The sequence below is a fragment of the Mesorhizobium sp. M4B.F.Ca.ET.058.02.1.1 genome (assembly GCF_003952505.1).
Lineage (GTDB): Bacteria > Pseudomonadota > Alphaproteobacteria > Rhizobiales > Rhizobiaceae > Mesorhizobium.
In genome coordinates this window covers 25,758-52,086 of the sequence record NZ_CP034450.1, presented here as the reverse complement: position 1 = coordinate 52,086, position 26,329 = coordinate 25,758, and the positions used below count along the sequence as shown (strand labels likewise).

Here is a 26,329-nt window from a genome sequence, read left to right as displayed (position 1 = left end):
TCACTCCGCCGGCATGGCGCGCTGCGGGAAGGAAAAACCCATCTGCTTGCGCTTCTCGGGCCGCCTGCGCGTCAAGGCCAGCACCATGCCCATCGAGATGGCGATGGCGATCTGCGAGGAGCCGCCATAGGAGATGAACGGCAGCGTCATGCCCTTGGCCGGCATCAGTTGCAGGTTGACGCACATGTTGATGGCCGACTGCAGGCCAAACACCGTGACCAGACCGCCAACGGCATAGCGCGCGAAGTCGTCGTGTTCCTTGAGCGCGGTGTTGAGGCCGCGCAGCACGATGAAGGCGAAGATCGACATAATGAAGAAGCACATCACCAGCCCGAACTCCTCGCCGGCGACCGAGAAGACGAAGTCGGCATGACTGTCGGGGATGACCCGCTTGACCGTGCCCTCGCCCGGGCCCACGCCGAACCAGTGGCCATTGATCAACGCCTCGCGCCCCATGTCGACCTGGAAGGTGTCGCCCTCGCCGGTCAGGAACTTGTCGATGCGGGCGGCGACGTGTGGAAACACGGTATAGGCGGCGAACAGGCCGCTGACGCCGGTGACGCCGAGCGCGATGATCCACAGCCACGGCAGGCCCGCCATGAAGAACATGACCCCCCACGTGCCGGTCACCAGCATGGTCTGGCCAAGGTCGGGCTGGGCGACGAGAAGCGAGACGACCAGAACCAGGAGCAGCAGGGCAAACAGATTGCCGGGAATGTCGGGCTGGCGCTTGTGCTCGGCGAAGAGCCATGCGCAAACGATGACGAAGGCCGGCTTCAGGAACTCCGACGGCTGGATGGAGAGGCCAGCAAGCGATACCCAGCGCCGCGCGCCTTTGACCTCGACGCCGACATAGAGCACCGCCACCATCAGCACCAGCATGGTGCACAGGATCACCAGCGCCATGCGCCGTATCTGCCGCGATTCCAGGAAGGAGACGGCGAGCATCACGCCGAGCGCCGGCACGGTGAAGATGATCTGCCTGGTGGCGAAGTGGAAGCTGTCTAGGCCGATGCGTTCGGCCACCGCCGGGCTCGCCGCGAAGGAGAGCACGATGCCCAGACCCATCAGCGACAGGAATGCCGCCAGGAACCAGCGATCGATCGTCCACCACCAGGTGGCTACCGGACTTTTGTCGAGACGGCTTTGCATTAACGTGCCCCTCCGATGGGTTTCACGCCATCTATAGCGCTCGCAGCTTGCCTGAAGGCTTCGCCGCGCACTTCGAAATTCTTGAATTGGTCGAAACTGGCGCAGGCGGGCGACAGCAGCACGACCGCCTCGCCGCCATCGTCATTGGCGGCGTCGCGCGCGGCATGCTCGACAGCCGCCGCCAGCGTACCGGAGATCTCGTAGGGCACCGCCTCGCCCAGCGTCGCCGACAAGGCGGGTGCCGCCTCGCCGATCAGATAGGCCTTGGCGATGCGCGGGAAGAAGCCGCGCAGCGGCTCGATGCCGCCTTCCTTGGGCAGGCCGCCGGCGATCCAGTAGATGCGGTTGAAGCTGGACAGGGCTGGAGCCGCCGCATCGGCATTGGTCGCCTTGGAATCGTTGACGAAGAGCACATGGCCCTTGCGGCCGACCTGCTCCATGCGATGCGCCAGGCCCGGAAAGCTTTCCAGCCCCGCCTGGATCTCGCCGAGGTCCAGCCCGACCTTGAGACAGGCGGCGACCGCGGCCAGTGCGTTCTGCGCATTGTGCTGGCCGCGTAGCGAGCCGATACCTTCCAGGAAGGCGACACGACTGTAACGGCCATGCACGGCTTCCATCAGGTTGCTGCCATCGGCGAAGTAGCCGTCGGTCAGCGGCAGGCGCTTGGAAATGCGGATGACCGGCCTGCCGGCGCGCTCCAGCCGGTCGGCGATCTGCGCGCACCAGGAATCGTCAACGCCGACGATTGCCGTCTCGCTACCGGCCACCAGCCGCTCCTTGATCGAGGCGTAGTGCGCCATGGTGCCGTGGCGGTCGAGATGATCGGGTGTCAGGTTGAGCAGGATGCCGGCCGTCGGATTGATCGAGGGCGCGAGGTCGATCTGGTAGGAGGAGCATTCGACGACGTAGTGGCGTCGCTCTTCCGGTGGATCGAGCGTCATGATGGCGCGGCCGATATTGCCACCCATCTGCGTGTCGCGCGCCGCCGATTTCAGGATATGCGCGGTCAGCGCCGTGGTCGTTGATTTGCCGTTGGTGCCGGTAATGGCGATGAAGGGAGCCGTCGGCGCCCGCAGGATCCGCTCGCGGCAGAACAGCTCGATATCGCCGATGACCTCGACGCCGGCGCCCCGCGCGAGTTCCACCGTCCAGTGAGGCTTCGGATGCGTCAGCGGCACGCCGGGCGACAGCACGAAGGCGGAGAAGCGCGACCAGTCGGCACCGTGCAGGTCGCCCGTCGCGATCCCGGCGGCGGCGGCCTTGGTGACGCTATCCGGATTGTCGTCCCAGGCAAGGATGTCGGCCCCGCCGGCGATCAGCGCATGCGCGGTCGCGATCCCCGAACCGCCGAGCCCGAAGAGCGAAACGCGCTTGCCTGAAAAGGATGAGGCGGGGATCAAGCGGCGGCCTATCTGAGCTTGAGGGTCGACAGGCCGACCAGCGCCAGGATCACCGCGATGATCCAGAAGCGGATCACCACCTGGCTTTCGGTCCAGCCGAGCTTTTCGAAATGATGATGGATCGGCGCCATCAGGAATACGCGCTTGCCGGTCATCTTGAAGTAGCCGACCTGGATGATGACCGACAGGATCTCGACCACGAACAGGCCGCCGACGATAACCAGCACAATCTCGTGCTTGGTCGCGACCGCGACCGTGCCGATCAGGCCGCCCATCGCCAACGAGCCGGTGTCGCCCATGAAGATGGCGGCCGGCGGCGCGTTGAACCACAGGAAGCCGAGGCCGGCGCCGATCACCGCGCCAAGCACCACCGCCAGTTCGCCGGTGCCGGGAACGAAGTGGATCTGCAGATATTCGGCGAACACGGCGTTGCCGGAAAGATAGGCGATAACGCCGAAGGATGCGGCCGCGATCATGATCGGCACGATCGCCAAGCCGTCGAGGCCGTCGGTCAGGTTCACCGCGTTGCCGGCGCCGACGATGACGAAGCAGGAGAACGGCACGAAGAACCAGCCGAGGTTGATGATAAATTCCTTGGCGAAGGGAAAGGTCAGCGACGAGGAGAACGGCGCCTGACCGTTATGCATGATCACCCAGGCGGCGATGCAGGCGATGACGAATTCGATCGCCAGCCGCGCCTTGCCGGAAAAGCCGAGATGCGACTGTTTGGTCACCTTCAGATAGTCGTCATAGAAGCCGATCGAGCCGAAGCCGATGGTCACCAGCAGAACCACCCAGACATAGATACTGGAGAGGTTCGCCCACAGCAGCGACGAGCCGATGATGCCGGAAAGGATCATCAGCCCGCCCATGGTCGGCGTGCCAGCCTTCTTGAAATGTGTCTGCGGGCCATCGGCGCGGATCGGCTGACCCTTGCCTTGCCGCAGCCTCAGCGAATTGATGATGGTCGGCCCGAATATGAAGACGATCAGCGCCGAAGTGATCAACGCCCCGCCGGTGCGGAAGGTGATGTAGCGGAAGACGTTGAAGACAGAGATCTTGTCCGCAAAATCGACGAGCAATGTGAACATGAAATTCCGTCCCCCGGACCTGACCCCTAGGTCTGTTCAATGGTTGCGGCTTGCGCCGGAAATTTGCCGAGCAACGCCTCGACCAGCTTTGAAAATCCAATGCCTTTCGACGACTTGACCATGACCACGTCGCCAGGCCGCACCGCGGACAGCAACAGCGGCTTCAACTCCTCGGCGCCGGCGCGGTACTCGGTATTGACGTCGCTGGGCAGTATTTCGGCGAGCGCCCGCATTTCGGGGCCGCCGAGAAAGACGGTTTGCGTGCCCGTGCCGATAATCAGCTCGGCAAGCGCTGCATGCAGCTTCGCCGAATGGCTGCCGAGCTCCAGCATGTCGCCGAGCACCGCGATGCGCCTGCCCTCGCCCGACACCGGCGTGGCGTTGAGCAGCGCCATGGCCGCCGCCATCGACGCCGGATTGGCGTTGTAGCTCTCGTCGATCAGTGTGATCGGCCCCTTTGGATGGCGCAGTATGTGGCGTTTGCCGCGGCCGCGCTCGGCCGAGAGGTCGGCCAGCGCCGAGGCCACCTTGCCGAGATCGGCGCCGACCAGCTGCGCCGCGCCCAGCACGGCCAGCACATTCTGCACCATGTGGCGGCCGGGCGCGCCCACGCGGGCAAGGACCTCCCGACCGTCGATCTTGGCGGCGATAACGGAATGGTCGGCGTCGAGCTCACATTTCACCAGCCGGAAGGTCGAGCGGGCATTTTCGCCAAAACTGTAGACATGCTCGACACCGGCGGCCTTTGCCATCTTGTCGAGCAGTTTCCAGCGGGAATCGTCACGGTTGAGCAGCGCCGCCCCATCCGGCTCCAGCCCTTCGAATATCTCGGCCTTGGCCTGGGCAATCTCGTCGAGGTTGCGGAAGAAGCCGAGATGCGCGGCCGCAATCAGCGTGACGATGGCAACATGCGGCCGGACCATCTTGACCAGCGGCCGGACCTCGCCCGGATGGTTCATGCCGATCTCGAACACGGCAAAGTCGCAACTCTCGGGCATCCGCGCCAGTGTCAGCGGCACGCCCCAGTGGTTGTTGAACGATTGCGCCGAGGCGTGCACGGTGCCGACCGCCGACAGCACGTGGCGCAGCGCCTCCTTGGTGGTCGTCTTGCCGGCCGAGCCGGTCACCGCGATGATCCTGGCCCCGGCGCGGGCGCGCGCGGCGACGCCCAGTCTTTCCAGCGCCACCAGCACGTCCTGCACGACGATCATCGGCGCCGTCAGCCGCCCCAGCGACGGCAGCTTGCCTTCGGCGACCACCAGCACGCCGGCCCCGGCCTTGACGGCCGCGGTCGCGAAATCATGGCCGTCCATCGTCTCGCCCTTGATCGCGAAGAAGGCATCCCCGGGCTGCAGGCTGCGGCTGTCGATCGAAATGCCCGATATGCCTTGCGGCATGACGCCGATCGGCCGTCCGCCCATCGCGTCGACCAGCGCCTCGGAGGTCCAGAGCAGGCTCATGCCGCGCGCTCCCTGAGCGCCGCGCGGACTTCCTCATGGTCGGAGAAATGGAACGTTTCGCTGCCGATCGTCTGGCCTTCCTCGTGCCCCTTGCCAGCCACGATCAGCGTGTCGCCGGCATGGAGCATGGCCACCGCCTCGTGGATCGCCCTGCGCCGGTCGCCGATCTCGATGGCGCCGGGTGCGGCCGCCAGGATCGCGGCGCGGATCGTTTCCGGCACTTCCGAGCGCGGATTGTCGTCGGTGACGATGACGACGTCGGCGAGCCGCGTCGCAATCTCGCCCATGATCGGCCGCTTGCCGCGATCGCGATCGCCGCCGCAGCCGAAGACGACGATGACCCGGCCGGTCGTAAACGGCCGCACCGAGGCCAGCACGTTTTCCAGCGCATCCGGCTTGTGGGCATAGTCGACATAGACTGGCGCGCCGTTGGCCGTGGTGCCGACGAGGTCGAGCCGTCCCGGAGCGCCCTTCAGTTTTTCCAATGCCATCAAAGCCTTGGCAACCGGCGTTCCAGTGGAAATGGCAAGTCCCGCCGAAACCAGCGCGTTGGCGATCTGGAAATCGCCGGCCAGCGGCAGGTCGATTTCGTGGAGCACGCCATCGACCTCGACCTCGGCCCGCTGGCGATGTCGCTCGTGCTCGACCCGCTTCAGCCTGAGGAAGTCGCCATGCCGACCGACGGTCAACACGTTGAGCCCTGCCGCCTTTGCCGCACGCACAGTCGGCTCTGACCACGGATCGTCGGCGAAGATGACAGCCGGCGCGCCCTCGGGCAGTAGCGTGTCGAACAGGCGCAGTTTGGCGCGATGATAGTCCTCGACCGTCGGGTGGTAGTCCATATGGTCGCGGCCGAGATTGGTGAAGCCGCCAGCGGCAAGCCTGACGCCGTCGAGCCGGCGCTGGTCGAGGCCGTGGCTGGAGGCCTCCATCGACGCATGGGTGACGCCGGCGTCGGCCAGTTCCTTGAGCAGGAGGTGCAGCGCCACCGGATCCGGTGTCGTCAGCGAGCCGTAGTCGTTGCGGCCGGGCGCGACCACACCGGTGGTGCCGATCGAGGCGGCGGCAAGGCCCGCCTGCTCCCAGATCTGGCGGGTAAAGGCGGTGACCGAAGTCTTGCCGCTGGTTCCGGTCACCGCGACCATCGTCTCCGGCTGCCGGCCGAAGAAGCGGGCGGCACTCAGCGCCAAGGCCAGCCGCGGATCGTCGACGGAAAAGACCGGGACCGGCAGCGCGGAAATGGCGCTTCCCTTGCCCGCCACGACCGCTGCGGCACCCCGCTTAGCGGCATCCGCCGCGTAGGCAGCGCCATCGGCCTTGCTGCCGGCGAGCGCGAAAAAGACGACGCCGGTCTTGACCGCGCGGGAATCCGAGGAAATCCCGGTGACCACCAGGTCGGGGGAAGCTGTTCCCTCGACAGGCAGGATACCGGCTAGTTCTTTTAGCTGCATCGAGTCCCGTTCATCGCAACAAAATAGCGCGCAGTTGCCGGCGCGCCCCAAGAATCACTGATAGGAAACCAGCGTTGCACCATTTTCATGGCTGAAATCTGGCTTCACGCCAAGCATGGCGGCCGAACGGCGGATAATGTTTCCCGCCATGACGCCCGCGTTCGAGGCGGCGGTCGCCCCCATGCCCGGCTTTTCCGGCTTCGGCTCGTCGGCGATCGTCAGCACGATGTATTGCGGATCATCCATCGGGAAAGCGGCGACGAAGGCGTTGAAATTCTTCTCCTTGGAGTATCGGCCATTGACGACCTTCTCCGCCGTGCCGGTCTTGCCGCCGACGCGGTAGCCCGGAACCCTAGCGCTCTTGCCCGAACCCTTCTCGGCGTTGAGCGCATAGAGATAGCGCATGCCTTCGACGGTCCTTTCGCTGACCACCTTCTTGGCCACTTCCATCGCCTGCTGCGCCGTGCGTGGCAGGAAAGTCGGTTCGATCAGAAAGCCGCCGTTCATCAGGGCGGCGCAGCCCACCGCCGTCTGCAGCGGGGTCGTGGACACGCCATGGCCGAAAGCGATCGTGATCGAATTGACCTGCTTCCACACCCTTGGCTCGGTCGGCCGCGCCACTTCCGGCAATTCCGTCTGCATCTTCTCGAGCACGCCGAGGCGATGCAGGAATTCGCGGTGCCCCTCGATGCCGACGGCCTCGGCCTCCTTCGCCGAGCCGATGTTGGAGGAATAGATGAACACCTCCGGCACCGACAGCACCCGGCCCTTGCTGTGGAAGTCGTGGATCGTCTGGCGGCCGATCCTGATCGGCCGCGTAGCGTCGAACCGGCTTTCCAGCGTCACCTTGCCGGAATCCAGCGCCATGGCGGTGGTGAAGCTCTTGAAGGTCGAGCCCATTTCATAGAGGCCGGCCGACATGCGGTTCAGCCGGTCCTTGTCCTGAGCGTTGTAGGGATTGTTCGGGTCGAAATCCGGCACCGAGGCCATCGCCATCACTTCGCCGGTCTTGACGTTGAGGACGACGGCACCCGCCGCGATCGCATGGAACCGCTCCATGCCGGTGGCCACCTCGTCGCGCACGACGTTCTGGATGCGCAGGTCGATCGACAGCCGCACCGGCTTCAGGTCTCTCGCCACAGCCAGGCCCGACGCCTGCAGGTCGGTCAGGCCCTGGTCGTCTATATACTTCTCCATGCCGGAGATGCCCTGATTGTCGATGTTGGTGAGACCGACAATGTAGGAGGAGGTTTCGCCGCTCGGATAGAAGCGGCGCTTTTCCGTGCGGAAGCCGAAACCGGGAATGCCAAGCTGCATGATATCGGCCTGCTGCTTCGGCGTCAGCTGCCGCTGCAGCCAAACGAAGCCGGCGCCGCTCTTCAGCTTGTGGTAGGTCTGCTCGTAGTCGATCTCGGGCAGCACGGTCGATAGCTTCTCGATCGCCTCGTCGGCGTCGACGATGCGGCGCGGCTCGGCAAACAGCGAGGCCGTCTTGATATCGGTCGCCAGCACCTCGCCATTGCGGTCGACGATGTCGGGCCGCGAGGCCGTCACGCGGTTCTGCGGGCCGCCCGACATGTCGGGACTCTGGAAGCCGAGGTACACAAGCCTGCCGGCGATGGCCGAATAGATGCCGAAGAACACCGCCATCGTCATCACGATGCGGGTCTTGGCCCTGCCGCCGGTCGCCTTGCGGGCGCCGTCGACCACGATCGAGCCGTCGTCATCCTGCCTTTTGCGGCGCCTCAACAGTCCTCCGAGCATCGAGAACCTGGCGATCATTGCACGATGCCTCCGGTCACGATCGGGTCCTTGGCGCCCTTGGGCCCCTTGTCGGAATTGTCGGCCATGCCGCCCAGCCGCTGCGACGAGAGGTCCTCGATGTTGACCGGCTTTGCCGGCAGATCGTCGAGGTTGACGATCTGGCGCGCATTGACCGGTTCCAGTTCGAGCTGCGACTTGTAGATTTCGGCGAGCTTCTGCAGACGCGAGGGCTGAGTGAGCAGGCTCCAGTCCGCCTTCAAAAGATCGATCGTGTCCTCCTCGTAGCGGATCTGCGCCTCGATCTTCTGCACGGAAGCCAATTGCTCCTCGGCATCGCGCTTGGTCTTGTAGGTCAGGGCCGCCGCCGAGACCATGACGGCGATCAGGACTATGTCGCTGGTACGAAACACGTGCTCACCTCTCCCCCGGCCGCTCGACGGCGGGAAGCTTTGGAAGGCCGAAAATCGAAAAATCGCCCGCGCGCGCCGGCGCTTCGGTGCGGATTGCCGCGCGCAGCCTAGCCGAGCGCGCGCGCGGATTGGCCGATATCTCCGCATCGCCTGCGGTTACACCGCCGCCGGCCTTGCGGAAGGTCTCAAGGCGGGCTTGTGCCGCAGGCATATGGCGCGAGCCGCTCGCGGCCTCAGCCCGGTCGGCGATGAAGCGCTTGACGATGCGGTCCTCCAGCGAATGGAAGGTCACCACGACGAGCCGGCCGCCGGGTTTCAGCACCCGCTCTGCCGCGAACAGCGCGCGTGCCAGTTCGCCGAGCTCGTCGTTGACGAAAATGCGCAACGCCTGGAAGACGCGGGTCGCCGGATGGATCTTGTCCTTCGGTGCGCGGCCGATATGCGTCTCGATGGCGTCGGCGAGATCGAGCGTGCGTTCGAACGGCCGCTTCTCGCGCCGGCTCTCGATCATGCGGGCAATGCGGCCGGCATGACGCTCCTCGCCTAGAAAGCCGAAGATGCGGGCAAGGTCGCCCGCCTTGAAGCTGTTGACGACATCGGCGGCGCTCAGACCCGCCTGCGCCATGCGCATGTCGAGCGGCCCGTCGGCGCGAAACGAGAAGCCGCGTTCGGCCTGGTCGAGCTGCATGGAGGAGACGCCTATGTCGAGCACCACCCCGTCGGCGCTTTCGACATGCTCGTCGAGCATCGAAAACGGCGCCTGGACAAGAGTCAGGCTGCCGCCGGATTGCTGTTCCAGCGAACGCCCAGCGGCGATGGCATCGGGATCGCGGTCGATGGCCACGACCGAGGCACCGCTTGCCAGGATGGCCCTGGTATAGCCGCCGGCGCCGAAGGTGCCGTCGACGATCAGATCGCCGGCCTTGGGCGACAGCGCCTCCAGCACTTCGGCAAGGAGGACCGGAATGTGGCGGGCCAGTCCGCCAACGGCGTTGATATCCTCGCCGTGGCCAGCCATCATTCCGGTCGCTCCCCAGGCTTCGTCCCCTGCCGAAGCTGCAACAGCCGGGCGCGCGCCTGCGCCCCATAGGCGGCAAGCCGTCCCGGCTCCCAGATCTGGAAGAAATTGCCGCGGCCGACAAAGGCCACTTCCGCCGAAATGCCGGTGTGCTCGCGGATGAAGTCGGTCATCGTTATGCGCCCGTCCTGATCCAGCTTCAGGAACGTACCATCGCCATGGCAGAAGAACGACATGTCGTCCGCCGTCTGCAGGAAGGGATCTTCCTGCGCGATGCGCTGCTCGTAGCGGTCGAGCAGGTCGAGACCGCCGACATCCATCGCCGGAAGATCCAGGCAGCGCAGCGCATAGAGCTCCGAATAGCCCCGCTTCTGAACGACGGCGCGGAAATGCGCCGGAACGGAGACCCGTCCCTTCGCATCGATCCTGCTCACCGTGTTCGACAGAAACCGGTCCATCACGCGCCACAGCCGCTTCCGCCGCCGCACCCCTTTCCATCATCCCGTCCGCGCCGCCGCAGCGCGTCCCTTCCCGAAATTCTGCTTCGTTCAACGAGGCGAAAGCTCGCAAACGCGCAGCCCCAGCGGCTGCCCGATTGGCGTACGCTTCACCCTGACACGGAACGAAGGCTTTGGTATCGGAATGGGATATCATGGGGTACTATGGGCGTCAACGGGAGCGAGCTTCACAAACGCGCTCGCCACAACCAGAAAGAGCAGCCTGACGGCACGTCTGATCTTTATCGTCCATTAAGCCTAACGAAGCGTTTAGAGGGCTGTGGCCCAAGGGACGCGGCTTGCTGCGGACCGCGCCCACGCATAGCGTCGCGCCAATGCTCCGCTGCCTTTGGCGGCCAACAGGAGGTGAATGGTCGATGTCCGAAACGGCGAAGTCACGTGCCGCCGCACTTGCCCACTTGCGCAGCCGCGATTTCGCCAAGGGCGATCCGATCCCCTTGCCGCTGACCATGGCTTCGATCTTCCACACACCTGGCGAAGAAGCGGGCTTCGACCAGTATGGCCGCTACGACAATCCGACCTGGCGCGCCGTCGAACATGCGCTCGGTCATCTGGAAGACGCGCAATGCCTCGCCTTCCCGTCGGGGATGGGCGCGATCTCGTCGGTGTTTTTCGCGCTGCTGAAATCCGGCGACCGCGTCCTTCTGCCTGCCGACGGCTATCACGCCACGCGCGCGCTGGCGGAACGCTTCCTGAAGCCGTTCGGCGTCGCCTGCGACACCAGGCCGACCCCAACCTTTCTCGACGGAGGGTTCGACGGCTACCAGCTTGTCTTCGTCGAAAGCCCGTCTAACCCGCGGCTGGACATTTGCGACATCGCCGCAGTCGCCAACGCTGTCCATGCGCGAGGCGCGCTCCTCGTCGTCGACAACACGACGATGACGCCCTACGGCCAGCGCCCGCTCGACCTCGGCGCCGATATCGTCGTCTCCGCCGACACCAAGGCGGTGAACGGCCACTCCGACGTGCTGTTTGGCCATGTCGCGAGCCGCAATCCAGATATCGTCGCCAAGGTAAGGGACTGGCGCGAGACGGCCGGCGGCATTCCCGGGCCGTTCGAGGCCTGGCTGGTGCATCGCGGCCTCGAGACGCTGGAGGTGCGCTTCGACCGCATGTGCGCCTCGGCAGAGGTGATCGCCAGGCGGCTGAGACAGCATCCGGCGGTCAGCGACCTGCGTTTTCCCGGCTTGGACGGCGATCCCTCGCACAATCTGGCGCGCGCGCAGATGGATCGCTTCGGCTTCCTGATCTCGTTCGACCTGGCCTCCGAGCAGAAGGCCGAGGATTTCATCGACAACTGCACCCTGATGCAGGCGGCAACCTCTTTCGGCGGCGTCCACACCTCGGCCGAACGGCGATCAAAAAGGGGCGACGCCGTGCCCCCGGGCTTCGTGCGCCTGTCCATTGGCTGCGAGCCGGTGGAAGAGCTTTGGCAAGCGATCGAGGCATCGCTCGACCGCCTTGGTGGTTGAATCAGAGCGCACGCCGGACGGCGCAGCCCACTGATATCAAATGGATTTCACGGCGATATCGCGGAGAAAAATTGCCAGCTGGCCTATAAGCCGGGTTCTGTATGGCCCCCGCGCCTTGCGGCACGGGAACGCGGCGGCCATTCATCTTGGGCGCATGTTGCCATGCGCCTCACGCAACCTACCCGGGCGGTGGGCCGGAAACAGCCCTCGAAGGTTTCCCCTCGCACCGCCCCTATTCGGTCTTGCTCCCGGTGGGGTTTACCATGCCGCTCCTGTTGCCAGTCGCGCGGTGGGCTCTTACCCCACCCTTTCACCCTTGCCCCGGATCCGGCAGAGCCGAACGCCGCGGCGGTTTGCTTTCTGTGGCACTTTCCCTGGGGTCGCCCCCGCCGGCCATTAACCGGCACCGTGTCTCCATGGAGCCCGGACTTTCCTCACCCGCAGCCTTTCGGCTTCGCGGGTGCGGCCGCCCGGCCAGCTGGCAGAGCGTATAAAGGGGTTCGCGCCTGAAAACGCAAACGAAAAAGGCGGTTACCCCAGCTTCATCATGCCGGCGAACCGAGCGCCGCCATCTGCACCTTGACCTTGCTGCAATAGGCGGCCGACACCGGGTTCATCCGAGTCGCGGCGTGGCCGGCATTGTATTTCAGGATCGTGCCGCAGGTGGTGCCGCCGCCGAGGCCGCGCGCCATGGCCAGGTATTTCATGCCGTACTTGATGTTGGTGTCGGGATTGAACAGGCCCTTGACCGAGCCGCTGTAGCCCATCATACGCGCCGTCGCCGGCTTGATCTGCATCAGGCCTATCTCGCCGGCGCTGCCGACGATGTTCGGCCGGTAATTGCTCTCGATCTTGATGACCGCCTTGGCCAGCGACACCGGCACGCCTTCCGCCGCCGCATAGCGGGCGATGATCGCCGAGTACTGGCCGCCGTCGGCCGCTGCTGCCGCCGCTGTCGACTCTGCCGCGGTGCTCGGACGGATCGAGGCTGTGGTAGTCAGGTCGATCGTCTTCCTGTTGCGCTGCACACGCCGCTTCGCCGTCGCTTTCCTGGCTTTCACCGCGGCGACCTTTTGCACCTTCGCGGTGGTCGTCTTTTTTGCTTTCGGGCTCTCCGCGGCCTTCGGCGCGGTTTTGCCGGCTACGGCGATGAAGCCGCTGTCGGCCCGCAGGCTCTGGGGCGCGGCATTTGCGGCCCCGATGGCAAAAGTCATTACACCGGCAGCAACGGCTGCCGTCAAGACGGTCAAATTTTGCATGTGGTCCTGTTCTGTTAGAACCGCGCGAAGAACTTCACGCGGCGACACCAAATCAATATCGAAACATCTGGGAGGCTAGACGTCCGATAAATTGCACGGATCGCCTTTGACGGTCGATTTGGCGGCAAAGAAGGCGGCGCAAGTCACTTTAAGTGACAGATTGTAATTTAGCGACGCAAAATGGACTATTTGGCTGGGATTGCCTTCATGGCAGCAAGCAGCCTTTGCAGCGTGCGGATTGTCGAGCCGTCAGCCATTCCATCGACCAGCCGCGGCCGGAAATGCCGCTGAAAAGCCTCGACGACGATTTCGGTCTGGCGGTCGAACATACCGGATATCTCCGCACCGTAGCCATAAAGCGCCAGCATCGACTGCAGCGCCTCGACATCGCTCCCCGTGTCGCCGGTTTTCAGCGTCGCGCCCTGCCTGACCGGCGCCGGCGGCACGAGATGGCCGATGCCGGCCGCAAACAGGGTCTTCCAGGGGAATTTCTCGCCCGGATCGACTTTGCGACCCGGCGCCACATCGGAATGGGCGAGCACGCGCTGCGCCGCAATGGAATGGCGTTGCACGATGCCTTTGCACAGGCCGATCACCGCATCGATCTGCCGCCTGGGGAAATCGGGATAACCGAGAGAATGGCCGGGATTGACGATCTCGATGCCGACAGAGCAGGAGTTGATGTCCGTTCGCCCGAACCACGAGCTCTTGCCGGCATGCCAGGCGCGGTCGCTTTCGCGAACCATTTGCACGATGCGGCCGTCTTCGTGGATCAGATAGTGAGCGGACACATCGCTCGCCGGATCGCACAGCCACGCTTCGGCGCCGGGTCCGGTCGCCATGCCCGTATAGTGCAGCACGATCATGTCGGGTTTCAACGTCTCGCGCCGCGGGCCGAAATTCGGCGATACCCTGACCTCGGCGCCTGGCTGATCGGGCAGGAAACCGCTCATGCGTGCCTGAGGCCCCGTTCGATCATCTCATAGGCGGCATTGATCGCCGCGAGCCTGGTGGTGGCGATCTTGATGAATTCCTGCGGCAGGCCGCGCGCGATCAGCCGATCGGGATGATTGTCCGAGACCAGTTTGCGGTAGCGCTTCCTGACCTCCTCGAACGGCTTTCCGCGCTCGATGCCGAGCACGACATAGGGATCGCCGGCGCCGAGATTGACGTGCCTGGCCAGGATGCTCTGATAATGTGCCTCGTCGATGCGGAAGATCTCGGCAATACGGTGCAGAAACCGGCCTTCGTGCTCATGAATCAGCCCGTCGGCCTTGGCGATGTGGAACAAGCCGTCGAGTATGTCTTCCAGCATCATGCAGTTCGCATGGCCGGAGCCGCACAATTGCGCCATGCGCTGGGCATAGATCTCGAAGCCGGCCACATCGCGCTTGGCTAGGTCGTAGAGCCGCGCCACATTGCGCGTCTCTTTCGGCGGCACATCGAATATTTCCTGGAAGGCGCGCACCTCATCCTGGGTAACGATGCCGTCAGCCTTGGCCATCTTGGCCGAGAGCGCGATCATCGCTACCGAAAAGGCGACGCGGCGGCGCAGATCGGCATCGCCGGAGAAAACCGTTCGCACGGCTTCGACGACATCGGCGACGCCCGATGACGCTGAAGACGTAACACGAACGATGAAGTCGCCGAGGCGGTCCCAAATCGACATGAGGCTTCTTAGTGCGAACTGCCCACCGCTATCAAGCGCAGACAGTGCCGCAGGCCCATTGGATCCGCGTCATATGATGTTGCTGGCGCAAGCCTCTGGCGCCGGTAGCTGAAAAGAAAGAAGGCCGGTAGGGGACCGGCCTTCTTCGCCTTGTGAACTACTGCGCGGGCGCAGCAGGTGCTGCCGGAGCCGGTTCGGCTGGTTTCGTAGCGTCAGGAGCCGGAGTAGCCGGCTTCATAGGCTCTTCGGCGGCCGGCGGATTGGTGCTCTGGGTTGTGGTGTTGTCCGTCCCGCTGTCGCTGCAAGCCGCAACTCCGAGCAGGGCGAGCGCCGAAAGGGACGCCAGAATGAGCTTCTTCATGATATCTCTCCTTCAATCGACGCTCACATTCTGGTGAGCGGTCGAAGGAGAAATGCATCAGCCGGCGTGGAGTTTCGTAACGTTGCATTTCCGCATGTAACATCATCTGGGCGATTGCCGGCCGCCGAATGGCGCACTAACAGGATAAGCCAAGCACCAGATTACGCAGGGAAAATTCCAGGAGCCGCGATGACCGAAAAATGGGATTTCTGGATCGACCGTGGTGGCACCTTCACCGACGTCATCGGCCGCGACCCTCAAGGCGGACTGCATGCCCGCAAGCTGCTGTCAGAAAATCCGGAAGCCTATGCGGACGCTGCCATTCAGGGCATTCGCGACCTGCTTGGATTGAAATCCAGTTCCGCCATTCCGCCGGGGCTGATCGGCGACATCAAGATGGGCACCACTGTCGCCACCAATGCGCTGCTCGAGCGCAAGGGCGACCGTGTGCTCCTGCTTACTACCAAGGGTTTTCGCGACGCGCTTCGCATCGCCTATCAGGCGCGCCCGGATATCTTCGCCAAGGAGATCATCCTGCCCGAACAGCTCTATGAGCGCGTCGTCGAGATCGATGAACGCGTGCACGCCGACGGCTGGGTCGAACGTTTGCTCGACGTCGCCGCCTGCCACCCGGCAATCGAACAGGCCAAAGCCGACGGCATCGATGCGGTCGCTATCGTCTTCATGCATGCCTGGAAATATCCCGACCACGAGAAGGCTGTCGCCAAAGTCTGCCGCAAGCTCGGCTTCGCCCAGGTTTCTGTCAGCCACGAGGTCTCGCCGCTCATCAAGCTGGTCGGCCGCGGCGACACCACCGTGGTCGACGCCTACCTGTCGCCGATCCTGTCGCGCTATGTGCAAAGGGTGGCGGGCGAACTGGGTGCCGGCCCCCGCCTGATGTTCATGATGTCGTCAGGTGGTCTCACCGCCGCCGATATGTTCCAGGGCAAGGACGCGCTGTTGTCCGGCCCGGCCGGAGGCGTCGTCGGCATGGTCGAGACGGCGAAGCTCGCCGGTTTCGAAAAAGTCATCGGCTTCGACATGGGCGGCACCTCGACCGATGTCGCCCACTATGACGGCGAGTATGAGCGCGCCTTCGACACCGAGGTTGCCGGCGTGCGCATCCGCGCGCCGATGATGCGCATCCATACCGTTGCCGCCGGCGGAGGCTCGATCCTGCACTATGAGGCGGGCCGCTTCCGCGCCGGGCCGGATTCCGCCGGCGCCAATCCCGGCCCGGCCGCCTATCGGCGCGGCGGCCCGCTCGCCGTGACCGACGCCAACGTCATGCTCGGCAAGCTGCAGCCCGATTACTTCCCGGCGATCTTCGGTCCCGGCCAGGACCAGGCGCTCGACGTCGACACCGTGCGCGAAAAATTCACCGCGCTGGCCGCCGAGATCGGCGATGGCCGCTCGCCCGAGGCGGTCGCCGAAGGCTTCGTCACCATCGCCGTCGAGAACATGGCCAACGCCATCAAGAAGATCTCGGTGCAGCGCGGCTATGACGTCACTGAATATCTCTTGAACTGCTTTGGCGGCGCTGGCGGCCAGCACGCCTGCCTGGTCGCCGATGCGCTCGGCATGGAAGCGGTGCTGATCCATCCCTTCTCTGGCCTGCTATCGGCTTATGGCATCGGCCTGTCGTCGGTGTTCGCCTCGCGCCAGCAGGCGCTGCTCAAGCCGCTCGCCGAAGAGTCCAGGACGGCGATCGACGAGCTTATCGCAACGTTGAGGAAAGCCGTCATCGCTGAATTCGCGGCACAAGGCATCGCCGAGAGCGCGGTCGCTTCCAGGCCCGTCCTGCAGATCCGCTATGACGGCACCGACACGGCGCTGCCGGTGAATTTCGCCAGCGGCTCAATATTCCAGGCGAGGCGCGATTTCGAAGTCGCCCACAAGGCGCAATTCGGCTTCGTCTATGACGATAAGCCGATGATCGTCGAGACCGTCGGTGTCGAAGGCACCGATACCGGCGGCGGCGGCCGCGACGAAAGTGAATCGGAAATGGAAGATCTTGCCGCAAGCCCTCCCAGGACGCGCAAAATCTTCGCCGAAGGCGAATGGCGCGAAGCCGGCATATTCCGGCGCGAAGCGCTCAAGCCCGGCAACAGGGTGGCCGGTCCCGCTCTGGTCATCGAGCCCAACCAGACCATCATCGTCGAGCCCGGCTGGCTGGCCGAGATCACCGCCAGGAACCATGTGCTGTTGCGGCGAACCGAGAAGAAACGCCGCCAGGCAGCGCTCGGCACCGAAGCCGATCCGGTCATGCTGGAGGTCTTCAACAACCTCTTCATGTCGATCGCCGAGCAGATGGGCGTGACGCTGCAGAACACCGCCTATTCCGTCAACATCAAGGAACGGCTGGATTTCTCCTGCGCCGTCTTCGACCGCCATGGCGCGCTGGTCGCCAACGCGCCGCACATGCCGGTGCATCTCGGCTCCATGGACCGCTCGGTCGAGACCATCATTCGCCTGAATTCCGGCGACATCCATCCGGGCGACGTCTTCGCCCTCAACGCCCCCTACAATGGCGGCACGCACCTGCCCGACATCACCGTGGTGACGCCGGTGTTCGACGATGCGCGCAAGGAAATCCTGTTCTGGGCGGCCTCGCGCGGCCATCACGCCGATGTCGGCGGCACCGCGCCCGGCTCGATGACGCCTTTAGCCACCACGGTCGACGAGGAAGGCGTGCTGTTCGACAATTTCCGCATCGTCGATCGCGGCCGCTTTCGCGAGAAGGAACTGGAAACGCTGCTCACCGACCACCCCTACCCGGCCCGCAATCCGCACCAGAACGTCGCCGACCTCAAGGCGCAGATCGCCGCCAACGAGAAGGGCGTTGCCGAATTGCGCAAGATGGTCGCGCATTTCGGCCTCGATGTCGTCGAGGCCTATATGGGCCACGTCCAGGACAATGCCGCAGAGAGCGTGCGGCGCGTGCTGGAACGGCTTCCCGACACCTCCGACTATGAATATCCCACCGACACCGGCCAGGTGATCAGGGTCAGGATTTCTGTCGATCGGCAAAAGCGCGAAGCAACGGTCGACTTCACCGGAACCTCGAAGGTGGAAAAGAACAATTTCAACGCGCCGGAACCCGTCGCCCGCGCCGCCGTGCTCTATGCCTTCCGCGTCATGGTCGAGGACATGATCCCGATGAACGCCGGGTGTCTCAGGCCGATCAACATCGTCATCCCCGACGACTGTATGCTGAAGCCTTCATATCCGGCAGCAGTCGTCGCCGGCAATGTCGAGACCTCGCAGCATGTGACCAATGCGCTGTTCGGCGCCATGGGCGCGATGGCCAATGCGCAAGGGACGATGAACAACCTCACCTTCGGCAACAAGCAGTACCAGTATTACGAGACGATCTGCTCGGGCTCGCCCGCCGGCCAAATGAACTCCGGCCGCGGCTTTGCCGGCACCTCAGGCGTCCATACCCATATGACGAATTCCCGCCTCACCGATCCGGAAGTGCTGGAACTGCGCTTCCCTGTGCTGCTCGAGGATTTCCACATCCGCGAAGGCTCGGGCGGCAAGGGCAGATGGGATGCCGGCGACGGCACGAAGCGCACCATCCGTTTCCTCGAAAGGATGGAATGCGCGATCCTGTCCTCACATCGCAACCGGCCACCGCAAGGGCTGGACGGCGGCGGCGACGGTGAGGCGGGCTCCACCAAGGTCCGTCGAAACAATGGCGCCATCGATGTGCTGAAAGCCTGCGACCAGACCGTTCTCGACGCCGGCGAGGCCGTCATCGTCACCACGCCGACCCCTGGAGGATTTGGCAGGAAGGCCTGATTTGGCGTCAACAGGCTGTCACCAGCCTGTCATGACGCTGCGCTACCCGCTTGCGCCAACACAAACGGGGAATCAACTTGCCATGACGGACGTTTCCGGAGATCTGGTTTTTCGTCGCGGCAAGGAAGTTGGAAAAGCCGTCTACCAGAATCGCCCGCTGTCGAAGGCCGGCATGTCGGAGCGGCTCTTCGCCTTCCTGTTTTCCGGCCTCGTCTATCCGCAGATCTGGGAAGACCCCGATGTCGACATGGAGGCCATGGAGCTTGGCGCCGGCCACCGCATCGTCACCATCGCGTCGGGCGGCTGCAACATCCTCGCCTACCTCACCCGTTCGCCCGAACGGATTGATGCCGTCGACCTCAACGCCGCCCATATCGCGCTGAACCGCATGAAGCTCGAGGCGGTGCGCCGCCTGCCGTCGCAGGGCGACCTGTTCCGCTTCTTCGGCGCCGCCGACACCAGCCACAATTCGGAAGCCTACGACCGCTTCATCGCGCCGCATCTCGATCCGGTCAGCCGCCACTACTGGGAGCGCCGCAACTGGCGCGGTCGCCGGCGCATCGAGGTCTTCGACCGTAATTTCTACCAGACCGGCCTGCTCGGCCTGTTCATCGCCATGGGCCATCGCGTCGGCAAGTTCTTTGGCGTCGACCCCGCCGGCATCATGCAGGCCAGCAACATCGGCGAGCAGCGCCGCTTCTTCAACGAGGAGCTGGCGCCGGTCTTCGAAAAGCCGCTGCTGAAATGGGCGACGTCGCGCAAGGCTTCGCTATTCGGTCTCGGCATTCCACCGGCGCAGTACGATTCGCTGATCACCTCGGGCGACGGCACGATGGCGAGCGTGCTCAAGGCCAGGTTGGAAAAGCTCGCCTGCGATTTCCCGCTGAACACCAACTATTTCGCCTGGCAGGCCTTTGCCCGCCGCTATCCCGAGCCCGGCGAGGCAGCACTCCCCGCCTATCTGGAGAAGCGGAATTACAAGGTGATCCGCGACAACATCGACCGCGTCGCCATCAACCACACCAACCTGATCGAGTTCCTCGCCGGCAAGGATGCGGGCGCGGTCGACCGCTTCATCCTGCTCGACGCGCAGGACTGGATGACCGACGACCAGCTCAACGCGCTGTGGGCCGAGATCACCCGCACGGCATCGGCCGGCGCCCGCGTCATCTTCCGCACGGCGGCCGAGCCCAGCCTGCTGCCCGGTCGCGTCTCCAACTCGCTGCTTGACCAGTGGAGCTACGAGGCCGAGGCCTCGCGCGACTTCTCCGCGCGCGACCGTTCGGCCATCTATGGCGGCTTCCACCTCTATGTGAAGCGCTGATGAGCACCACCGAACTGCCCGCCAGCCATGCCGAGCTGATGGACGGCGTCTATCGCTGGCAGCGCCACATCTACGATCTCACCCGCAAATACTATCTGCTCGGCCGCGACCGCCTGATATCAGGACTGGAGGTGCCCCCGGGCGGAACCGTGCTCGAGCTCGGCTGCGGCACCGGCCGCAACATCATCCTCGCCGCCCGCCGCTATCCCGAGGCGCGCTTCTTCGGCCTCGATATCTCGGCGGAAATGCTGGAGACGGCGGCAGCAGCCATCGCCCGCGAAAACCGGTCCGGCCGCGTCACTCTGGCGCTCGGCGACGCCACCAATTTCGACGCTGGCACGCTCTACGACGTCGCGCGTTTCGACCGCATCTTCGTGTCCTACTCGTTGTCGATGATCCCGGGCTGGGAAAAAACGGTTTCAGCGGCACTCGCCGCGCTGGCGCCAGGCGGCTCCCTGCATGTCGTCGATTTCGGTCAGCAGGAGGGCCTGCCGCGCTGGTTCCGGGCGCTGCTGCGCGGCTGGCTCAAAAAATTCCACGTCGCGCCGCGTGAATCGCTGCGCGAGGTTTTGGAATCAGAATCCGAGCGAACCGGCGCAACCTTCCATTTCAGAACGCTTTATCGCGGCTACGCTTGGCTCGGCGTGATCGGCGCAGCCAGGTAGTCAGTGAAGCGCCTTCACCAGCGCGCCAACCATCACCTGCGGGCGGTAGTTGAGCTTGGCCGGCGTCAGTCCAAGCCGCACCACCACCAACTGCTCCGACGGGATGATGGCGACCGTCTGGCCGTCATGCCCCTCCATCCAATAGGTGTCCTTGGGCAGGCCGGCCGCGACGCCGGCGCCAGGGTTCTCCTCATCGCCCGGCCCTTCGATCCATACCTGGCCTTTGCCGTAGACCTTCGAGGCCGCCGCCGGCTCCCGCATCCAGTCGACGAAGCCGGCGGGCAGGAGCTGATTGCCGTTCCAGACCCCGCCCTGCAGCAGGAACTGGCCGAAGCGCGCCCAGTCATGCGCCGTGGCGTAGAGATAGGACGAGCCGACAAAGCTGCCCTGCTCGTCGGTCTCGAGCACGGCGCTGTGCATGCCAAGGGGCTCGAACAGCGCCTTTCGCGGCCAGGTTAGCGCCTTCGCCTTGTCGCCGACGGCGTCCTGCCACAGCCGCGACAGCATCACCGCCGTGCCGCTCGAATAGGAAAACACCTTGCCCACCTCGCCGGTCAGGGGCTTGGCTTCGGCGAAGCCGGCCATGTCGGGTTCGAGATAGAGCATGCGCGTCACATCGGCGACGTCGCCGTAATCCTCGTTGAACTCCAGCCCGCTCGACATCGCCATCAGGTCGGCAAGGCTGATCGCGGCGCGCCCATCCGCCTTCCAGGGCGCGAACAGGCCCTTGTTGTCGATCGCCATCTTGCCGTCCTTGACCAGCGTGCCGACGATCGCGGCATTCACCGTCTTGGTCATCGACCAGCCGAGCAGCGGCGTCTTTGCAGAAAAGCCCTCGCCATAGCGCTCGGCGACGATGTGGCCGTTCTTCACCACCACCACGGCGCGCATGCCGGCGCCGGCCATGGCCGCGTCGTCGACGATCTTCGCGATTTCTGGATTCTGCGAGGCGTCCACTCGCTCACCCTCCGGCCACAGCGCATCCTGCCTGGTGGCGGCCGGCCCGGCGTAGATCGCCGTCTGCCTCGCCTTGCCGGTGTTGCCGTCCGGAACGGTAGCGCAGCCTAGCCCGTCGCGCGCGACGGCCACGCTTTTGCCGAGCACGCCGAACAGGCCTGCCGAGACCATGCCGCGTTCCTTGTCCACCGACACTCTCATCAGCCTGAGCAGCGGATGGCCCGGCGCCTGGACATCGACGGCGAGCACCTGGTTGGCGTCGCGCCCGGCGATGAAAACGTTCGAGCACACGATCTTGGCCGAATAGCCGGAACCGACGCGGATCAGTTCGGGCGGCGCGACATAGAGCCAGGCGACCAACGCTGCTATCGCCAGCACGACCAGGCCGAGCAACCATTTGACGATCTTGACGACGATCCGCATCTCACCCCCTGCGTGTGGCGCCCGATTTATGCCATCGATTTGCCGCCATTGCTGCCTCAAAATCTCGGCTGCTGTCGAGCGCCGTCAACCGAATATCAACCATGATCGGCGATCACATGATGCATGTCGCCCAAAAGTGCGCAGCGGTTTTGGGACAACGACATGCACTGGAAAGAGAGATTAAAGCGCGCCAAAAGGGTGCGCTTTGAGGAGACTGGACGTTCCTGTGGGGTGATCGTCCGGCGGGGGACGGCCAAGGGGGCCACCCGAAACGACCCATCAGCGGCCGGCTGAACCCGGCTCAGGAGTAGCGATGCGCCGTCTTGCGGCTCTCATCATGCTGACGCTGCTGGGCGCCTGCTCGACCGTTGACGACCTGACGCCGGTGATGTCCTCCAGCAGCCCGATGGTTGCGGTGCGCGCACCGCGCTTCGAGGATTCCAAGCCGCATGAGTGGGACAGCGGTGCGCCGTGGAGCTATGCCATCCACGGTACCGACGTCTCGAAATACCAGACATCGGTGGACTGGCCGGCAGCCAAGGCGAGCGGCATTTCCTTCGCCTTCATCAAGGCGACCGAGGGCGGCGACCGCTTCGACGACTATTTCAACGAGCACTGGGCGCGCACGAGAGCCGTGGGAATTCCGCGCGCGGCCTATCATTTCTTCTATTTCTGCACACCCGCCGCCACGCAGGCGCGCTGGTTCATCGCCAACGTCCCCAAAGACCGTTCGGCGATGCCGCCGGTGCTCGATATGGAATGGAACCCGAAATCGCCGACGTGCCGGCTGCGGCCCGACCCGGCCACGGTGCGCGCGGAGATGACCACTTTCCTCGAAATCGTCGAGCGGCACTACGGCAAGAAGCCGATCATCTACACCTCGATCGACTTCTTCGACGACAACGGCCTCGCGACCTTCCGCGGCTATCCCTATTGGCTGCGCTCGGTCGCTGGCCACCCTCGCCAGAAGTATGGCAGCCACCCCTTCACCTTCTGGCAATATACCGGAACCGGCATCGTTCCGGGCATGACCGGCAAATCCGACATCAACGTTTTCAACGGCTCGGAAGTCGCCTGGAACAAGTGGCTGCGGCAGAACACCCGTTGACATAAGCCGTCCTGCCTGCTTTTCGACACGACCAGCGGCGATGTATTGAGCTGCTGGCAGTCCGGAGCGGCGTACCAGGCGGGTGCCCGAGGACGCTCCTGAGCTTTGAATCACGCATGGTCCTGGCCAGAACCGGTTCGGGTTCGGCGGGGCGTGCGCCGGTTTCGAAAGGGAAGCGATGCGATTGCGTGTTGACATCTTGGCGGCGCTGTTTGTCGGCGCTCTTGCCTGGCCGGCGGCGGCGCAGGAGTGCGGAGACGATTTCAACACCTGGAAACAGGGCGTGGCGGCGGAAGCCAAGGCGGCCGGCGTCGGCGCCGTCGGCCTGAACGCGCTGGAACAGGCGAGCCTCGACGACAAGGTCCTGGCTCGTGACCGCGCCCAGGGCGTCTTCACCCAGACCTTCACCGAATTCTCCAACCGTATGATCTCGGCTTACCGCCTGAAGCAGGGCGGAGCCAATCTGAAGAAATACGCCGACGTCTTCGCCCGCGCCGACCAGGAATTCGGCGTCCAGGCGCCCGTCATCGCCGCCTTCTGGGCGCTCGAGACCGATTTCGGCGCCGTCCAGGGCGATTTCCACACGCTGAGCGCGCTGGTGACGCTCTCGCATGACTGCCGCCGCCCGCAGCTTTTCCGCCCCCAGCTCGTGCCGTTATTGACGCTGATCGATCGCGGCGTCCTGCCTGCCGACGTGACCGGCGCCTGGGCAGGTGAGATCGGCCAGACGCAGATCCTGCCGACCGACTACCTTGCCCGCGGCGTCGACGGCGACGGCGACGGCATCGTCGACCTGCGTCACAGCGTGCCGGACGTGATCATGACCACGGCCAACAAGGTGCTGTCGCGCGGCTGGAAGCGCGACCAGCCCTGGATCGAGGAAGTCCGGGCGCCCGACGACATGCCCTGGGACCAGACCGGCCGCACCAACAAGCTGCCTTTGCCGCAATGGGCCGCCTGGGGCGTCACCAACCCGGACGGCACGCCGCTCATCGACAACGGCCTCAAGGCCGGACTGGCGCTGCCGATGGGCCGCAAGGGACCGGCCTTCCTCACCTACGACAATTTCGACGTCTATCTCGAATGGAACCAGTCCTTCACCTACGCGCTGACCGCGGCCAACCTTGCCGCCCGGCTGGCGGGCGCCCCACAACTCGATCCACGCGATCCCGAACCCGGCCTCAGCGGCGATCAGATGAAGGCGCTGCAGACGAAGCTCGAAGCCAAAGGCTACGATGTCGGCACAGTCGACGGCATCCTCGGCACCAACACCCGCGAGGCAATCCGCAAGGAACAGATGCGGCTTGGCCTCCCGGTGGACGGTTGGCCCACGCCGGAGCTTTTGGCGAGGCTGTAGTCGTTGGCGCGAGCACGTTGAAAGCAATGTATGAGCGGCTTCGACCCGAAGAACGGCTACACGCCGATTACCGCGTCTCCGAAACCGTGGGCTGACATCGAGGCATTCTACGCTTCACTTATCCAAGAATCGTTCGATCAACAGCCTTTGGTCGATCTCATTCGCCACATCCGTTCTGCCTATGCGGAGGGCAGATTCCACGCTTTCACTTCGATGCACACGTTGGTCATCAGCGTGAACAATCCCATTGAATTCAACCGCGAAAACCTGCGCGTTGACTACCTCCCCGACCGTCGTGAGTGGAAGTTCACCTACTTTTCAAAGCCCTTCAAGGCGGCCGAATTCAGCAGACGCTATCCTGCGCCACTGGGCATCGAGAAATTTGACAATTTCGTAAGAATGATCGGCTGGTAGGCCATCTCCAACGGATTTCAATCCGCCATCGTCTCCAAACTCGCGAAACCCTGCGGCGCATCGCCCTCGTCGAACGGTGTCGTCACCTCGACGAAAGTGTCGGGGAAGAAGCCGTTGAAGCGGGTCCGCAGCGACAATGAGTAAGCCCCGATATGGCCGATCTCGATCCAGTCGCCGGTGTCGACCGTTTCCGGCAGCCAGAATGGTCTGGACAGGATGTCGACGGAATCGCAGGTCGCGCCGCAGACCTTGAACGGCACGATGTTCTTCTCTTCGCCGTTGCGCGAACGGATCGCCGGATCCGGGATGAAGCGCGCCGGTAGCGTGATCTTGCCCGTCCATGAATCCGACAACGATGCCCAGATACCGTCATTGATGTAGAGCCGCTTGCCCTTGCGCAAGAGCACGCGCACGATCAGCGACAGGCAGCGCGCAACGATCACCCGTCCGGGCTCCGCCACCAGCGGCATCTGGTCGAACTGGTATTCCTTGATGTCGCCCGACAGCCGCGACATGATCTGGCCGAGCGATGGCATTTCGACCTGCTTGCGGTTGGGATCATGGCCATACTCGGCCGGAAAGCCGCCACCGACATCGAGCCCGGCAATGTCGAAGGTCAGTCGGTTGCGCACCCAGTCTGCCGAGGCCAGCGCCCGCTCATAGGTGTCCGGGTCCTCGATCTGGCTGCCGACATGGAAGCAGAGCCCGACCTTGTAGCCGGTGCGGTTGAGCCGCTCGGCGAGTTCCACCGCATTGGCCGGCCCGGCGCCGAACTTCTTCGACAGTTCGTAGGCGGCCGATCCCTTTGTCTGAATGCGCACAAAGACAGTGATGGCGCCAGGATCGATGTCGAGCGCCCGCACCACCCTGGTCAGCTTGGTGATCTCGTCCTCATGGTCGAGCGAGATGACGCGGATGCCGTATTTCTCCAGCGCCAGCTTGATGTCAGACTGCGCTTTGATCGGATGCATGTAGAGCATCTCGGCATCGGGGGAGACGGCGCGCACGGCGGCGAACTCGCCGGGCGAAGCCACGTCGAAAGCGGTGACGCCAGCCTCGGCCAGCGCCTTCAGCACGATCTGCTCGCCATTGGTCTTGACTGCATAGGCCGTCTTGCCGGGAAACATGCCCATGAACTGCAGGGCGTCGGCCCTCAGCACCTGCGGGCGAAAACAATAGACCGGATCGTCCGGACGAAGCGCCAGCGCCGCCTCGCGGGCATTCTCGAATCGCTGCATGGACGAATCCCTCA

The 26,329-nt window shown here is 64.3% G+C and carries 22 protein-coding genes and 1 other RNA gene; 7 read left to right on the top strand and 16 right to left on the bottom strand.

What is annotated here, in order from left to right; all coding sequences use genetic code 11:
* The 9 genes from ftsW to mraZ are packed head-to-tail and all read right to left on the bottom strand — an operon-like array spanning position 1 to position 10,204.
* A complete protein-coding gene (gene ftsW / locus EJ073_RS00250) occupies positions 1–1,152 on the bottom strand; it encodes a putative lipid II flippase FtsW (RefSeq protein WP_126053897.1) in 1,152 nt (383 codons plus the stop codon).
* Positions 1,152–2,552: a UDP-N-acetylmuramoyl-L-alanine--D-glutamate ligase gene (murD, locus tag EJ073_RS00245; protein WP_126053896.1), complete on the bottom strand. Its 1,401-nt coding sequence runs from the start codon at positions 2,550–2,552 to the stop codon at positions 1,152–1,154. Before murD ends, ftsW begins: the two co-directional genes overlap by 1 nt.
* A gap of 8 nt (positions 2,553–2,560) precedes the next feature.
* Positions 2,561–3,643: a phospho-N-acetylmuramoyl-pentapeptide-transferase gene (gene mraY, locus EJ073_RS00240; protein WP_126053895.1), complete on the bottom strand. Its 1,083-nt coding sequence runs from the start codon at positions 3,641–3,643 to the stop codon at positions 2,561–2,563.
* A gap of 26 nt (positions 3,644–3,669) precedes the next feature.
* Positions 3,670–5,103: a UDP-N-acetylmuramoylalanyl-D-glutamyl-2,6-diaminopimelate--D-alanyl-D-alanine ligase gene (locus EJ073_RS00235; protein WP_126053894.1), complete on the bottom strand. Its 1,434-nt coding sequence runs from the start codon at positions 5,101–5,103 to the stop codon at positions 3,670–3,672.
* On the bottom strand, positions 5,100–6,554 hold the full coding sequence (locus tag EJ073_RS00230; RefSeq protein WP_126053893.1) for a UDP-N-acetylmuramoyl-L-alanyl-D-glutamate--2,6-diaminopimelate ligase: 1,455 nt from the start codon (positions 6,552–6,554) through the stop codon (positions 5,100–5,102). The genes EJ073_RS00235 and EJ073_RS00230 overlap by 4 nt, the downstream gene beginning before the upstream one ends.
* 54 nt (positions 6,555–6,608) lie before the next feature.
* Positions 6,609–8,318 carry a penicillin-binding protein 2 gene (locus EJ073_RS00225; protein ID WP_126059039.1) on the bottom strand — a complete coding sequence of 570 codons (1,710 nt, stop codon included), beginning with the start codon at positions 8,316–8,318 and terminating at the stop codon, positions 6,609–6,611.
* A 14-nt stretch (positions 8,319–8,332) separates the two neighbouring features.
* Positions 8,333–8,728, bottom strand: coding sequence for a hypothetical protein (locus EJ073_RS00220; protein ID WP_126053892.1), 396 nt, complete (start codon positions 8,726–8,728; stop codon positions 8,333–8,335).
* A gap of 4 nt (positions 8,729–8,732) precedes the next feature.
* The gene (gene rsmH, locus EJ073_RS00215) at positions 8,733–9,749 is read right to left on the bottom strand and encodes a 16S rRNA (cytosine(1402)-N(4))-methyltransferase RsmH (RefSeq protein ID WP_126053891.1); all 1,017 of its coding nucleotides are present in this window, start codon (positions 9,747–9,749) and stop codon (positions 8,733–8,735) included.
* A complete protein-coding gene (mraZ, locus tag EJ073_RS00210) occupies positions 9,746–10,204 on the bottom strand; it encodes a division/cell wall cluster transcriptional repressor MraZ (RefSeq protein ID WP_056573299.1) in 459 nt (152 codons plus the stop codon). The genes rsmH and mraZ overlap by 4 nt, the downstream gene beginning before the upstream one ends.
* Positions 10,205–10,620: 416 nt before the next feature.
* On the opposite strand from mraZ, the gene EJ073_RS00205 reads away from it, so the two are divergent.
* Positions 10,621–11,736: a cystathionine gamma-lyase gene (locus EJ073_RS00205; RefSeq protein ID WP_126053890.1), complete on the top strand. Its 1,116-nt coding sequence runs from the start codon at positions 10,621–10,623 to the stop codon at positions 11,734–11,736.
* Positions 11,737–11,806: 70 nt separating this feature from the next.
* Here EJ073_RS00205 and rnpB read toward each other — a convergent pair.
* From rnpB to EJ073_RS00180, 5 genes are all read right to left on the bottom strand, one after another.
* Positions 11,807–12,218: RNase P RNA component class A (rnpB, locus tag EJ073_RS00200), an RNA gene on the bottom strand.
* 63 nt (positions 12,219–12,281) lie between these two features.
* A complete protein-coding gene (locus tag EJ073_RS00195; RefSeq protein WP_126053889.1) occupies positions 12,282–12,995 on the bottom strand; it encodes a transglycosylase SLT domain-containing protein in 714 nt (237 codons plus the stop codon).
* A 185-nt stretch (positions 12,996–13,180) separates the two neighbouring features.
* Positions 13,181–13,948 carry an N-acetylmuramoyl-L-alanine amidase gene (locus tag EJ073_RS00190; RefSeq protein WP_126053888.1) on the bottom strand — a complete coding sequence of 256 codons (768 nt, stop codon included), beginning with the start codon at positions 13,946–13,948 and terminating at the stop codon, positions 13,181–13,183.
* The gene (locus EJ073_RS00185) at positions 13,945–14,664 is read right to left on the bottom strand and encodes a DnaJ family molecular chaperone (RefSeq protein WP_126053887.1); all 720 of its coding nucleotides are present in this window, start codon (positions 14,662–14,664) and stop codon (positions 13,945–13,947) included. Before EJ073_RS00185 ends, EJ073_RS00190 begins: the two co-directional genes overlap by 4 nt.
* 157 nt (positions 14,665–14,821) lie before the next feature.
* Positions 14,822–15,025 (bottom strand): hypothetical protein, encoded by a 204-nt coding sequence (locus EJ073_RS00180; RefSeq protein WP_126053886.1) that lies wholly within the window; start codon positions 15,023–15,025, stop codon positions 14,822–14,824.
* A gap of 189 nt (positions 15,026–15,214) precedes the next feature.
* On the opposite strand from EJ073_RS00180, the gene EJ073_RS00175 reads away from it, so the two are divergent.
* Genes EJ073_RS00175 through EJ073_RS00165 form a run of 3 tightly spaced genes read left to right on the top strand, consistent with a single transcriptional unit; the run spans position 15,215 to position 20,818 of the window.
* On the top strand, positions 15,215–18,829 hold the full coding sequence (locus tag EJ073_RS00175) for a hydantoinase B/oxoprolinase family protein (RefSeq protein ID WP_126053885.1): 3,615 nt from the start codon (positions 15,215–15,217) through the stop codon (positions 18,827–18,829).
* A 31-nt stretch (positions 18,830–18,860) separates the two neighbouring features.
* Entirely contained in the window at positions 18,861–20,153 is a 1,293-nt protein-coding gene (locus tag EJ073_RS00170; RefSeq protein ID WP_126053884.1) for a DUF3419 family protein, read from the top strand.
* On the top strand, positions 20,153–20,818 hold the full coding sequence (locus EJ073_RS00165) for a class I SAM-dependent methyltransferase (RefSeq protein WP_126053883.1): 666 nt from the start codon (positions 20,153–20,155) through the stop codon (positions 20,816–20,818). Before EJ073_RS00170 ends, EJ073_RS00165 begins: the two co-directional genes overlap by 1 nt.
* Here the strand turns inward: EJ073_RS00165 and EJ073_RS00160 are convergent, their stop codons facing one another.
* Positions 20,819–22,198 carry a serine hydrolase gene (locus EJ073_RS00160; RefSeq protein ID WP_126053882.1) on the bottom strand — a complete coding sequence of 460 codons (1,380 nt, stop codon included), beginning with the start codon at positions 22,196–22,198 and terminating at the stop codon, positions 20,819–20,821.
* Positions 22,199–22,511: 313 nt separating this feature from the next.
* On the opposite strand from EJ073_RS00160, the gene EJ073_RS00155 reads away from it, so the two are divergent.
* The 3 genes from EJ073_RS00155 to EJ073_RS00145 all read left to right on the top strand — a co-directional run bounded on the left by EJ073_RS00155 (position 22,512) and on the right by EJ073_RS00145 (position 25,077).
* Positions 22,512–23,306 carry a GH25 family lysozyme gene (locus EJ073_RS00155; protein WP_126053881.1) on the top strand — a complete coding sequence of 265 codons (795 nt, stop codon included), beginning with the start codon at positions 22,512–22,514 and terminating at the stop codon, positions 23,304–23,306.
* Positions 23,307–23,484: 178 nt separating this feature from the next.
* The gene (locus EJ073_RS00150) at positions 23,485–24,663 is read left to right on the top strand and encodes a lytic murein transglycosylase (protein ID WP_126053880.1); all 1,179 of its coding nucleotides are present in this window, start codon (positions 23,485–23,487) and stop codon (positions 24,661–24,663) included.
* Positions 24,664–24,693: 30 nt separating this feature from the next.
* The gene (locus tag EJ073_RS00145; protein ID WP_126053879.1) at positions 24,694–25,077 is read left to right on the top strand and encodes a hypothetical protein; all 384 of its coding nucleotides are present in this window, start codon (positions 24,694–24,696) and stop codon (positions 25,075–25,077) included.
* 17 nt (positions 25,078–25,094) lie between these two features.
* Here the strand turns inward: EJ073_RS00145 and EJ073_RS00140 are convergent, their stop codons facing one another.
* Positions 25,095–26,315: an alanine racemase gene (locus EJ073_RS00140; protein ID WP_126053878.1), complete on the bottom strand. Its 1,221-nt coding sequence runs from the start codon at positions 26,313–26,315 to the stop codon at positions 25,095–25,097.
* Between the last annotated feature and the right edge of the window lie 14 nt (positions 26,316–26,329).

Bases quoted from the DNA above. Each gene is read 5' to 3' on its own strand.
- EJ073_RS00170 (WP_126053884.1), top strand. From the start codon at position 18,861: ATGACGCTGCGCTACCCGCTTGCGCCAACACAAACGGGGAATCAACTT.
- EJ073_RS00230 (WP_126053893.1), bottom strand. From the start codon at position 6,554: ATGCAGCTAAAAGAACTAGCCGGTATCCTGCCTGTCGAGGGAACAGCT.
- EJ073_RS00190 (WP_126053888.1), bottom strand. From the start codon at position 13,948: ATGAGCGGTTTCCTGCCCGATCAGCCAGGCGCCGAGGTCAGGGTATCG.
- mraZ (WP_056573299.1), bottom strand. From the start codon at position 10,204: ATGGACCGGTTTCTGTCGAACACGGTGAGCAGGATCGATGCGAAGGGA.
- EJ073_RS00195 (WP_126053889.1), bottom strand. From the start codon at position 12,995: ATGCAAAATTTGACCGTCTTGACGGCAGCCGTTGCTGCCGGTGTAATG.
- EJ073_RS00155 (WP_126053881.1), top strand. From the start codon at position 22,512: ATGCGCCGTCTTGCGGCTCTCATCATGCTGACGCTGCTGGGCGCCTGC.
- EJ073_RS00175 (WP_126053885.1), top strand. From the start codon at position 15,215: ATGACCGAAAAATGGGATTTCTGGATCGACCGTGGTGGCACCTTCACC.
- EJ073_RS00145 (WP_126053879.1), top strand. From the start codon at position 24,694: ATGAGCGGCTTCGACCCGAAGAACGGCTACACGCCGATTACCGCGTCT.
- EJ073_RS00185 (WP_126053887.1), bottom strand. From the start codon at position 14,664: ATGTCGATTTGGGACCGCCTCGGCGACTTCATCGTTCGTGTTACGTCT.
- EJ073_RS00205 (WP_126053890.1), top strand. From the start codon at position 10,621: ATGTCCGAAACGGCGAAGTCACGTGCCGCCGCACTTGCCCACTTGCGC.
- EJ073_RS00165 (WP_126053883.1), top strand. From the start codon at position 20,153: ATGAGCACCACCGAACTGCCCGCCAGCCATGCCGAGCTGATGGACGGC.
- EJ073_RS00140 (WP_126053878.1), bottom strand. From the start codon at position 26,315: ATGCAGCGATTCGAGAATGCCCGCGAGGCGGCGCTGGCGCTTCGTCCG.
- rsmH (WP_126053891.1), bottom strand. From the start codon at position 9,749: ATGATGGCTGGCCACGGCGAGGATATCAACGCCGTTGGCGGACTGGCC.
- EJ073_RS00225 (WP_126059039.1), bottom strand. From the start codon at position 8,318: ATGCTCGGAGGACTGTTGAGGCGCCGCAAAAGGCAGGATGACGACGGC.
- EJ073_RS00235 (WP_126053894.1), bottom strand. From the start codon at position 5,103: ATGAGCCTGCTCTGGACCTCCGAGGCGCTGGTCGACGCGATGGGCGGA.
- ftsW (WP_126053897.1), bottom strand. From the start codon at position 1,152: ATGCAAAGCCGTCTCGACAAAAGTCCGGTAGCCACCTGGTGGTGGACG.
- EJ073_RS00180 (WP_126053886.1), bottom strand. From the start codon at position 15,025: ATGAAGAAGCTCATTCTGGCGTCCCTTTCGGCGCTCGCCCTGCTCGGA.
- mraY (WP_126053895.1), bottom strand. From the start codon at position 3,643: ATGTTCACATTGCTCGTCGATTTTGCGGACAAGATCTCTGTCTTCAAC.
- EJ073_RS00160 (WP_126053882.1), bottom strand. From the start codon at position 22,198: ATGCGGATCGTCGTCAAGATCGTCAAATGGTTGCTCGGCCTGGTCGTG.
- EJ073_RS00150 (WP_126053880.1), top strand. From the start codon at position 23,485: ATGCGATTGCGTGTTGACATCTTGGCGGCGCTGTTTGTCGGCGCTCTT.